The sequence below is a fragment of the Pseudomonas oryzihabitans genome (assembly GCF_001518815.1).
Taxonomy (GTDB): Bacteria; Pseudomonadota; Gammaproteobacteria; order Pseudomonadales; family Pseudomonadaceae; genus Chryseomonas; species Chryseomonas oryzihabitans_E.
Genome location: NZ_CP013987.1, coordinates 3,023,988 through 3,035,691 on the forward strand (window position 1 = coordinate 3,023,988; position 11,704 = coordinate 3,035,691).

At 66.6% G+C, this 11,704-nt stretch carries 5 protein-coding genes; 2 read left to right on the forward strand and 3 right to left on the reverse strand.

Going from position 1 to position 11,704, the window contains the following annotated elements:
* Positions 1-5: 5 nt before the first annotated feature.
* Complete coding sequence (locus APT59_RS13790; RefSeq protein ID WP_059315378.1) at positions 6-1,028, forward strand: diguanylate cyclase domain-containing protein; 1,023 nt, start codon at positions 6-8, stop codon at positions 1,026-1,028.
* Between the two features lie 17 nt (positions 1,029-1,045).
* Here the strand turns inward: APT59_RS13790 and APT59_RS13795 are convergent, their stop codons facing one another.
* Both APT59_RS13795 and APT59_RS13800 read right to left on the reverse strand, forming a co-directional pair.
* Positions 1,046-1,960 (reverse strand): diguanylate cyclase domain-containing protein, encoded by a 915-nt coding sequence (locus APT59_RS13795; protein WP_059315379.1) that lies wholly within the window; start codon positions 1,958-1,960, stop codon positions 1,046-1,048.
* A 6-nt stretch (positions 1,961-1,966) separates the two neighbouring features.
* Positions 1,967-8,578, reverse strand: a complete 6,612-nt coding sequence (locus APT59_RS13800) for a response regulator (protein WP_059315380.1) — start codon at positions 8,576-8,578, stop codon at positions 1,967-1,969.
* Positions 8,579-8,750: 172 nt separating this feature from the next.
* Here APT59_RS13800 and APT59_RS13805 point away from each other — a divergent pair, with 172 nt between their 5' ends.
* Positions 8,751-10,856 (forward strand): NAD(P)/FAD-dependent oxidoreductase, encoded by a 2,106-nt coding sequence (locus APT59_RS13805; RefSeq protein WP_059315381.1) that lies wholly within the window; start codon positions 8,751-8,753, stop codon positions 10,854-10,856.
* On the opposite strand, the gene APT59_RS13810 is transcribed toward APT59_RS13805, so the two are convergent.
* Positions 10,782-11,678 (reverse strand): hypothetical protein, encoded by an 897-nt coding sequence (locus tag APT59_RS13810; RefSeq protein WP_082696358.1) that lies wholly within the window; start codon positions 11,676-11,678, stop codon positions 10,782-10,784. The two genes, APT59_RS13805 and APT59_RS13810, sit on opposite strands and share 75 nt — an antisense overlap.
* Between the last annotated feature and the right edge of the window lie 26 nt (positions 11,679-11,704).

Sequence of the window (11,704 nt, forward strand, 5' to 3'; positions counted from 1 at the left end):
CAGTAATGGCCACAGACGAGGGTAACGCCCTGGACAGCCTGACCGCCCCCAAGGTGCGCCTGCTGCTGGTGGATGATCAGCTGATCATCATCGAAGCCCTGCGCCGGATGGTCGCGGATCAGCCCGACATCGAACTGCATTACTGCCTGGATGCCAACCAGGCGGTCAACATGGCCCTGCAACTCAAGCCCACGGTGGTCTTGCAGGACCTGATCATGCCCGAGATCGACGGCCTGGAAACGGTCAAGCGCTTCCGTGCCGAGCCGGCGCTGCGCGATGTCCCCATCGTGGTGCTCTCGTCCAAGGAAGACCCCCAGGTCAAGGCGCAGAGCTTCGCCACGGGCGCCAACGACTACCTGGTCAAGCTGCCCGACAAGCTGGAACTGCTGGCGCGGGTGCGCTACCACTCCGAGGCCCATGTATTGCGGGCCCAGCGCGACGAAGCGTTCCGCTTCCTGCGCGAAAGCCAACGCCAGCTCGCCGAGGCCAACATCCAGCTGCAAAAGCTGGTGGCCATCGACAGCCTCACCGGCATCAACAACCGTCGTCACTTCGACCAGACCTACGAAGGCGAATGGCTGCGTGCCCGGCGCAATCGCCAGCCGCTGGCCCTGCTGCTGTGCGACGTCGACCACTTCAAGCGCTACAACGACACCTATGGCCATCTCAGCGGCGACCTCTGCCTGAAGAAGGTGGCCGCGGTGCTGACCGAGCAACTCAAGCGCCCGGCGGATCTGGTAGCCCGCTACGGTGGCGAGGAATTCGCCATGGTGCTGCCGGAGACCGACGCCGAAGGTGCGCGCAAGGTTGCCGAAGCCTGCCGCGCGGGCGTCGAGCGACTGCAGGTCGCCCACTCCGGCAGTGACCTGGGCTTCGTCACCATTTCCATCGGCGTTGGCAGCATCCAGCCGCAAAGCGGCGATGACCACGAAGCCTTCATCGAACAGACCGACCAGGCGCTGTATCAGGCCAAGGCCGAAGGCCGTAACCGGGTGCATCTGCTGCCAAGCCCCGGCAAGGACGCCTAGCCAGCCCTTCGGCAGGACTAGAAGCTGCGACTGACCAGGCGATCGCGACCTTCCGCCTTGGCCTGATAGAGCAGGTTGTCGGCGGCCTTGAGCATCTCTTCCGGGGTCTGCTCGGGCGTCGGATTGCAGCACGCCAGACCCATGCTCATGGTCAGCCAGAGGCGGTCCTCCGCCAGCGGGTGAGCGATGCGCAATTCGGCGATGCCCTGGCGGCAGCGCTCCAGCACCGCTTCGGCCGCGGTACGCGAGGCGCCCGGCAGCAACAGCACGAACTCCTCCCCACCATAACGCGCCAGGCAGTCCCGCTCACGGATGCGCTGTTCCAGCACCTGGGCCACCCGCGCCAGCGCCTGATCGCCCGCACCATGGCCGTGGGTATCGTTGTACTGCTTGAAGTAGTCGATATCGAGCATGGCGATAGCCAGGGAACCACGGCGGGAGACCGCCAGCTGCCATTCGATCGCCAGTTGCTCATCGAAGCGGCGGCGGTTGCCCACCGCCGTCAGCGGATCCATGTGCGCCAGCTCTTCCAGCAGCCGGCGCTGCCGGGCCAGTTGCAGGTGCAGCCGTACCCGCGCCAGCACGGCGAGCGGATTGAAGGGCTTCTGGATGAAATCGCTGGCGCCCAGCTCGAAACACTCGACCTCGCGGTGCAGGTCGTTGGCGGCGGTGATGAAGATCACCGGGATGGCACTGGTCTCGGCGCGGCGCTTGAACAGCTGGATCAGCTGCAGGCCGTCGATGCCTGGCATCACCACGTCCAGCAGGATCAGATCGGGATGCTCGCGGGCCGCTTTGGTCAGCGCCTGGACGCCACTCTTGGCCAGCATGATGCGCGCCTCGTTGCGCAGCAGATCACCGAGGACACGCAGGTTGCTCTTCTGATCGTCGACGATGAGGATCAACGGCAATTCGGGACGACGCCCCTCCATCGGCCGCTATCCCGACCGTTGTCCGGCCTGACGCACCCGCCGCAGCAGATCCGCGGTGGCATCGGCGGCATGCTCGAACTCGACGTCGTTCACCCACTCCCGGATCCGCGCCACGTCGGCGCCATGGGTGTTACTTACGCAGGCCCGCAGCAGGGTATCGAGCAGCTCTTCAGCGGCGAAGTCCGAGGTCTGCAGAAGCCCGACCAGCCGTTCGAGCAAGACCTCGAAGGCTTCCGTGGAGGCCTCCACATCCTGGTCGACCGGCAGCAGGATCTCGTCGAGCGCCGTCAGGCAGCGCTCGGCTTCCACCTGTAGCCGGCGCACGTCGTCACCGATGGGCTGAGCCAGACGAATCCGCTGGGTGAGACGCTGGGCGGCCTCCTGCAAGGCGCTGGCCCCGACATAGGCCGCCGTGGCCTGCAGACTGTGGGCACACTCGAAGAGGGCGGTGACATCGTCCGCCGCGCGCCAGGCGGCGACCTTCTCGGGCAATTCGGCCTGCTGCAGGCGGAAATCCCGGAGCAGCTGTTCATAGAGCTCGGCACTGCCGCGCAGCAGGTGCAACGCTGGCTCGGGTTCGAGTACCGCACTGGCGCGGGCCCGGGCCAGCACGCCGACGTCCTTGCTCTCCTCGACCTCTTCCACCGCCTTGCGCTCGGCACGCTGCAGTTGTTCGAGGTTGGCCCAGGCGGCGATGATGCGGAACAATTCGGCGGGATCGAGCGGCTTCACCAGGTGATCGTTCATGCCCGCGTCCAGGCAGCGTTCCCGATCCCCTGGGAGGCCATTGGCGGTCATGGCGATGACCGGCAGCCCTGCCAGCGCCGGGCGGGTACGCAGCTCGCGGGTCGCCGACAGGCCATCCAGTCGCGGCATGTGCACATCCATCAGCACCAGGTCGTAGCGCTCGCGCTCCAGCTGATCCAGCGCCGCCTGGCCGTCCTCGGCCACGTCGATGAGAATGCCGCTGCCCTGCAGGAAGCCGATGACCACCTGACGATTGATGGCATTGTCGTCCACCAGCAGCAGGCGGATGCCCTGCAGGTCCACCACGCTCTGGCCCATGGTCGGCGAGGCGACGGGCGCCATGCCCAGGCCGGCCAGCAGGCGCTGCAAGGCCGGCCCGGTGACCGGCTTGTCCAGCAACTCCAGCCCTGGCAGATCCTCGCCCAGGCTGCGCACCTCCTCCGCCTCATAGGGTGAGGCCAGCAGGGTCAGCGCCAGCTGCGGCTGGCATTCGCGCAGACGCCGTGCCAGCACCAGGCCATCCTCGGCGCCGAGACGCCAGTCGACGATGGCCAGTTCGAAGGCCGCGGCGTGATCGATCATCGCCCCCAAGGCCTGCTCGCCGGACTCCGCTTCCACCACCTGCATGCCCAGTTCGCGCAGGCGCTGGCCGAGGGTACGCCGGGCCAGGCCATGATCGTCCACCAGCAGCACTTGACGCGGGGTCTGGCTGGGCAGCCGCTCGGGCTCGCCGACCATTGGCAACGTCAGGCGCAGGGTGAAGCAGGAGCCCCGTCCCGCCTCGCTGTGAACCTCCAAGGTGCCGCCCATGAGCTCGGTGAGCTGGCGCGAGATCGCCAGGCCCAGGCCGGTGCCACCATAGCGGCGACTGATGGAGCCATCGGCCTGGGTAAAGGGCTGGAAGAGCTGCGCCTGCTGTGCCTCGGTCAGGCCGATACCGGTGTCTTCCACCGCCAGGCTGAAATGCGCGCGACCCTCTTCGCAGACGGCGCCGACGCGAATCAGCACATGGCCCCGCTCGGTGAACTTGACCGCGTTGCTCAACAGATTGACCAGCACCTGCTGCAGCCGCAGCGGATCCCCTTCCAGCGCCAGGGGAATGTCCGGGCTGCAATCCAGGATCAGTTCGACCCCCTTCTCGTGGGCCTTGAGCGCGCAGAGATTGAGCGTGCGTTCGAGTACCTTGGCCAGGTTGAAGCCCAACCGTTCGAGCTGGGTACCACCAGCTTCGTTACGCGAGTAGTCGAGCACGTCGTTGATCACGCCCAGCAGGGTCTCGCCGGAATCGAGGATCTTGCCGACATGGCCGCGCTGCTCGCCGGACAGCCGGGTACCCAGCGTCAGGCGACTCAGACCGATCACCGCATTGAGTGGCGTGCGGATCTCGTGGCTCATGGTCGCCAGGAACAGCGACTTCGCCGCCGCCGCTTCCTCGGCGCGGATCCGCGCCTGGTCCAGCTCGAGGGTCCGTTCGGCGACGCGATGCTCCAGGGTCTCGTAGATCTGCGCGTGTTCCAGGGAAATGGCCGCCTGCGTGGCCAGGATGCCCAGCACCTGCAGGCGACCCGGGGTAAAGGCCTGGGCCAGCAGGTTGTTTTCCAGATAGAGGATGCCGATCAAGCGCCCCTGGCGCAGCACCGGCAGGCAGCAGATCGAGCGCGGACGGCGCGCACGGATATAGGCATCGCGGACGAAACGCCCGGCACGGGCGGCATCGTCGAGAATCACCGGCTCCCGATGACGGATGACGTGGGCCACCAGGGTCAGGGGCACCAGCCCTTCGCCGGCGTCCTGCTCGTTCAGCGCCAGGGGCAGGCCCTGCAGCACCCTGGGCTCCGTCGCGCCGCTGCTCACCGAGGCCTGGACCAGCCAGCGCCCGCCTTCGGGCAGCAGCAACAGGCCCTGCTGGGCCCCGCCCTCCTCCAGGATGATGCGCATCATCCGCGCCAGCAGCTGATCCAGCGCCAGTTCGTTGGAGATGGTCTGTAGCGACTTCAGCACCGACAGCCAGTCCAGGCGCATCATCTCGCTGGTGGACTGGCCCTGGGTACGCTGCATCGTCAGGGCGCTGGTCTCGGCCACGCGCAGCCAGTGTGGGAATTCGTCTTCCAGCGCCTGGGCCTTGGCCGCCGCGCCCCAGTGCAGGTAGCTGCGCTGGGCATCCTGCAGATAGGTCCGGGCCAGACGCGGTCGCTGCCGCTCCAGCCAGAAGCGGCCATAGAGCTCTTCGGCCAGCGCCGCGCCCTGCCGGAAACCGTGCAGGCGAGCGGACTCCAGCGCCTGCTCATAGAGATCCATGGCAGCCTCGACGCGTCCGTCGCGCCGGGCCAGCTCGGCGTCCACCAGGTCACGCTTGTGCGCGAAGTTCTCCGGGCAGTGCTCCGCCCACCCGGCCAGACGCTCGCGGGCGCTCTGGACCTTTGCCAGGTCCTCGTCCACCAGTTCGCCTTCCGCGAGCAGGATCAGCGCCTGATAGAAGGCATGTTCGGCGATGCTGAACCAGCCGAAGCTCGCCGCCAGCGATGCCTCCATGGCTTCGGCATGGTGCCGAGCCTGGGGTAGCCGGCGGAACAGCAGCGCCGCCTGCATCTTGTTGAAGTCGTAGTAGTTCAGGCAGAGGACATGACCACTGTCCTGCATCTGCTGCACCAGTGCCGCCTCGTCCTGTCCCTCTTCGTCCCAGCGCTCCTGCCCCGGCGTGAGGCCCTGCAGCAGGCGCAGTGACTGACGCAGAATGGTGAAGACCTCGAGGGTGTTGGGATCGCCGATCCCCAGCAGGATCCGCTCGATCTCCTCGGTTTCGGCCAGGATGTCGTCCAGCGGTGCGCCGGCATGCTGCAGGTGCTTGAGGATGTGGAAGGCACTATAGGCGGTAAAGATGATCTCGCCGGTGCGTTGCCCGGCTGCCAGGGCTTCGCGCAGCAGGGTGACGTTGTCCGCGATGGGGCTCGACCAGGGACTGTTGGTCACCGCGAACATGGTGTAGACCTTGCACTTGAGCGGCAGATTGCCGGTGCGGTCCACCAGGTCGACGGCCAGTCGGCCGATCTGATAACCCAGTTCGTAGCGGCCATGAAAGGCCGACAGCACAGAGCCGTAGTTGGCGTAGCCGAAAGGCGACAGATCGCCGTTGCCGTACCGGATCGACAGTTTGACGATGCGCATGATCGCCAGCAGGCTCATGGCCAGGTCGACGTTGGTGGCCGGTCCCCAGAGCAGGCCCAGCAAGCGGATCAGCAACTGGGCGCGGGGATCTTCCATGCGCGGTAGGTCGAGCAGTGCCGCCGGGGTGTGCTCGGCCAGCCAGGCCTCGACCTCGGCACTGTCGCTGCCGATGGCCTGGTTGATCGCCTCTGGCGCCTCCGGCCAGGGTTCGTCCAGCGCCTGGATACCGGCCACCGCGACGGCCACGGCCTCGGTGAAGCGACCCAGGCCGCTGTACAGGTCGATCTGCAGGGCCCGGACCCCGGCCTCTTCGAAGGTGGTAAGGGCTCGCGGCAGCAAGAGTTCGCAGATGCGCAACGCTTCGCTGGCATCGCCACAGAGATGGGCCACTTCGGCCCATTCCCGATGCACCTGGAACAGCAGCGCGTGGCGGCTGCCCCAGGCCGCCTCGTCGATCAGCTCGACGGCCGTGCGCAGGAAGTCCAGCGCAGCGGGATAGGCATTGGCCTGACGCGCCTTGCGTGCGGCCTCCAGGTTGAGTTCCAGCAGTTGCAGGCGCTCGGCGGGCGATTCGATCAATGCCAGCGCCAGATTGAGATGACTCACGGCGTCCAGCCGCTGGCCGCTGCCCTCGGCGAGGTACAGCTGACCGGCGCGCAGATGGACCCGCTCGCGTTCGGCGGGCGCCAGCAGCGAGTAGGCGGCGTGCCGCACCTGATCGTGGGGGAAGCTGTAGCGGGTGGGCGTCGCCTCGCCCGTCTGGCCGCCGTCGGTTTCGGTGAGCAGGCCTTCCTGCACCAGCGATTGGCAGAGCCGGCGGATATCCGCCGGTGATTCGGCCATCAGCGCGGCGAGACGGTCGCTGGAGAAATGCGTGCCCAGGCAGGCCGCCCATTGCAGCAGCTGCGAGGTCGCCGCTGGCAGTTCCTTGAGCTTGCCGACCATGAAGTCGACGACATTGTCATAGACGTCCAGTGCCTGAAGACGCTGCAGCTCCCAGTGCCACTGCCCGCGTTCACCATCGAATTCCAGCAGGCCATCCTGCTGCAGGCTACGCAGCAGCTGTTCGATGAAGAAGGGATTGCCGAGGGTCTTGTCCAGGCACAGGCCAGCCAGGGCCGCCTGGTCCGCAGCCGGGGCCGGCAGCAGTTCGGCGATCAGCCGCTCGATCTCCACCCGCGACAGCGGGCCCAGCGAGAGGGTGCGGATCAACCCCGCGCTCAGCAGTCTTTCCAGGCTACTACCGGCCAACTGCTCTTCGCGATGGGTGGCCACCAGCAGCAGCGAGCCGTGGTCGCCCCGCGCCAGCAGCCGTTCGATCAGTCGCAACGAGGCGCTGTCGGCCCATTGCAGGTCATCCAACCAAAGCAACAGCGGGCGGGTGTCCGTGGCAAAGGCCCGCAACAAGGTGATCACGGTTTCGTCGAAGCGCTGTTCGGCCTGCTGCGGCGGTAGCTCGGCCACCGGAGGCTGGGGCCCGAGCCAGGTGGCCAGCTCAGGAGAGACCTCGGTCAGCACACCCGCGTTGCCAGCCAGGGCGCCTACCAGGCGTTCGGCGAACGCCTCGCCCAGGGTCTGGCCGATCTCGACCAGCTCACGCACGGCCTGGCGCAGGGCGCCATAGGGCACGCCGCTGCCGAGCGTCTCGAACTTGCCATGGGCCAGGATCACCCGTTCGCCCTGGCGGCGAACGAAGGCCTGTACCAGTGCCGACTTGCCCACCCCGGAGCTGCCGCTGACGAAGACCGCCTCGATCCGGCCCAGGGTCGCCCGGGCCAGGGCCTCTTCCAGCATCCGCAAGGGCACGCCGCGCCCCTGCAGGGTGCGCACCGGCATCAGCCGGGCCGGTGGATCCTGTTCACCCAGGGTAAAGTCTGACGAATCGCCCCCTTGATAGGCTGCCTGGCAACGCGTCAGATCACTCAGGATGCCGAAACAGCCCTGGTAACGTTCCTCGGCGGCCTTGGCCATGAGCTTGTCCACCAGCGCCGCCAGCATGGGCGGTACCGTCGGCACGCGCTCGACCAGCGACGGCGGCCGCATCGCCAGGTGCGCGTGCATCAATTCCAGGGGATCCTGGGCGCGAAAGGGCGGCTCACCGGCGAGCATCTCGTAGAAGGTCACGCCCAAGGCGTAAAAATCGCTGCGATAGTCCTGGTGACGCCCGGTTCGCCCGCTCTGCTCGGGAGCCAGATAGGTGAGGGAGCCTTCCAGACGGACATCGTTGCCATTGACGGCGCCAAAGGCCGTGGCGATTCCCAGGTCGGTGAGGCGTAGCGTGCCGGTGGCGCAGTTGCAGACGATGTTGCGCGGATTGAGATCGTTGTGGGCGATACGCAGCCGGTGCAGTCGCGCCAGGGCGCGAACGATGGACAGTGCCCAGTCGAAGAAGTCCTCCAGGGCCAGAGGGCCCGCCGCGAGCAGTTCGCCCAGATCGGTACCGCCGATGTCTTCGAGTACCAGGACCAGGCTGCCCTCGTGGTCCAGCAGGTCCAGGGCCGCGCTCACAGCGCCACTGGCGCTGGCCCGGCGGGTCAACTCGAACTCCTGGCGTAGCGCAGCCTGGGCCTGGGGCGTGGGGTAGTCGGTGGCCAGCAGCTTGAGGATCACCGGCTGACCATCGTCCAGCCGGGTTCCTCGATAGATCAGCGCATGGCGGCTTTCACTCACCCGCGTCGTGCAGCTGTAGCCTGGAATATTCAACAACGCCTTCGCCTCAATCCTCGTCTGACCAGGCGCAATGCCAGGTCAGCGCCTCCACTATTTTCGTTGCCTTGCTAAAGCTTCAAGGGAACCTTTCGATAAAGTGATATTACCTTAGCCATCACTTGGCATTCGTCCACTCACGCAACAATTTGCACACTCCGGAGCAATAGGCATGGAAGCGTTACCCTCTGTCCGCAAGATCGCCATTCTGGGTGGAGGAGTGTCCGCCGTCACCGCCGCCTTTCGTCTTACTAGTGAGCCCAACTGGCGTGAGCGTTACCAGATCACCCTGTATCAACAGGGTTGGCGCCTGGGGGGCAAGGGGGCCAGCGGACGCAACGCCGCCGATCACCAGCGGATCGAGGAGCACGGCATCCATGTCTGGTTCGGCTTCTACTACAACGCCTTCCATAACCTGAGGCAGTGCTACGAAGAACTGGCTCGACCAGCGGGAGCGCCCCTGGCCACGCTCGACGAGGCCTTCTTCCCCCACTCCCATACCGCCTTCGCCGACGAGTTCCAGGGCCACTGGACCACCTGGCCCATCGATACCCTGGCGTTGCCCGGCAAGCCCGGCGAAGGCTGGAATCCCAAACCCTTCATGGCCGCCCTCGGCGACCTGCTGGAGTGGCTCTTGCGCCTGGGCGAAGTGGACGACACCCCGGTCACTGCCGAGCCGGCCGGCCTGTTCGCCCGGTTGCGCGCCCATTGTCGCGAGGAGTTGCAGGAGCTGGCGCTGGATGAGGCGGAGCGACACCTGCAGCGGGCCCGCACGGCACTGCCCGATGGCGTCGATCATCCGCTACTGCTGTGGCTGCTGCGCGAAGCACGCGGCCTGCTGGGCAAGGTGCTGCACGAGCGCAGCCAGACCCGCCTCAGCGCCCACCGGCTGTGGCTGCTGATGGACTTCGGTCTCACGGTGCTCATCGGCATGCTCGCCGACGAGGTCTACTCCAAGGGCTTCGAGGCGCTCAACGCGGAAACCTTCCTGGCCTGGCTCGAACGCCATGGCGCCAGCACCGCGACCCTGGACGGTGCGGTGCTCAAGTCGTTGCACGGCGGCATCTTCGCCTATCGCGACGGCGATCTCGGCCAACCCGATGTCGAGGCCGGCACCGTGCTGCGCGCCGCCCTGCTGGCCCTGACCACCGCCAAGGGTTCCTTTATCTGGCGCATGCAGGCCGGCATGGGCGACGTGGTCTTTGCGCCCTACTACGAGGTGCTGGCCCGCCGCGGGGTGGAGTTCCGCTTCTTCCACCAGGTCACCGGCATCGAAGCCGCCGACGATGGCCAGGGTCCACGGGTGACCCGCCTGCAGATTCAGCGCCAGGTGCCCCTCAAGGGTGACGTCTACCAGCCGCTGGTGGACGTCAAGGGCCTGCCCTGCTGGCCTTCGACGCCGCTATACGAGCAGATCGACGACCAGGTCGCCAAGGACCTGCAAGATGGCCAGATCAACCTGGAATCCAACTGGAGTGGCTGGCAGGGCGTCGAGCAGCTGGAGTTGCAGGTCGAGCGGGACTTCGACGAGGTGGTGCTGGGCATCTCCGTGGCTGGCCTCGCCGCTCTCTCCCCCAGCCTATGTACCCTGGACCCGGCCTTCGCCCGGATGACCCAGGCAGTGGCGACCGTTGCCACCCAGGCCGTGCAGCTCTGGCAGAACCGTGATGCCTGGCAACTGGGCTGGACCGGTTCGCCTCAGGGCGGCCAGGCGCCGGAGCTGCTGGGCTTCGCCGCCCAGGCGATGGATTCCTGGGCCGACGTCAGCTATCTGGTGGAGCGTGAAGACTGGTCGAACGGTACGCCGCCGGCGGACATCAGCTATTTCTGCGGCGTACTCGAGGCTCCGCCCGCCCCTCCTATCGGCAAGCGAGACGACTATCCGCAAAAACAGGCCGCCCAGGTAAGAGCAGATTTCATCGACCTCATGAACGCCAAACTGGGTGCCTACTGGCCGGAGGCCGTGACCACGGCGGGCTACCGCTGGGACTGTCTGCTGGCGCCCGACGATGTCCAGGGACCGGCACGCTTCGACTATCAGTACTGGCGCGCCAACGTCGACCCCAGTGAGCGCTATGTACAGAGCGTGGCCGGCAGCAGTCGCTATCGGCTGCCCACCGACGGCACGGTCTGTCGCAACCTCTATCTGACCGGGGATTGGATCCGCAACGGCTTCAACATGGGCTGCGTGGAGTCGGCGACCCTATCCGGCCTGCAGACCGCTCGCGCCCTGCTCGGCCACACCGAGGTCCTGCCCGGCGAGGACGCCTTCCAGTAGCGCCACCGTTTCGGCCGCGGCGCGCTCGGCGCAACGGTCCGCGGCGGGCGGATAGGCTGGCTCGTCGCCATTCAGGTACGCCAGCAGTTCGGGAGCCTGGTTCCATTCGGCGGCCTCGGCATAGAGCCGAGGCAGCTCCATGCGGATCCAGCCGTCCATGAGCCGCACGCCCAACTCGCCGATGCCCAGGCCATGCCCCTCGATCACCTCGCGATCCGCCTCGGTGAGCGGATAGTGCGGCGGATAGAAATCGGCCAGGCTGACCAACAACTTGACCGAAAAGCCGCGCGGATCGGCCAGCAGCGCGCCCAGCTCGGCGAACAGCGTCGCTTCCTCGACCAGCGCCTGGGCGAACATCAGCCGATACAGGGTGATGTTGAGAAACAGCTGGCCTACGGCGTTTTCCGCGCGGGCATCCTGATGATAGCGGGCAAAACCGGCAAGGATGGAAGCGTTGTGCGCCCGGTACCAGTGCCGCGGGCTAGGATCGGCGATGAAGGTCAGCCAGCAGCGGGTTGGATACGGCGCCTGGTCATCCGGCAGGCCATGGTGCGCCAGGCACCCGGCCAGCTCGGCCAGATAGATGAAGTGCAGATTGACGTTGCGCCACCAGGGGCTGCCGGTCACCGGCTCCAGGACACCGGCCTGGAGTTCCCAATCGAGAAAGGCCAGCTCCGAATCACCGTAGCTCAGGCCATCGTTATCGGTATCGCCGAAGCGCTGATAGAAGGCTTCACGGACCGCTCGCCGCCGCGTGGGGCAATTCTCGATCTGGCGACAGAGCTCGGTAGTCGCGGCAACCGCCTCTTCGTAGCTGTACATGACTTCCCTGCCTCCGCTGTCGAAAT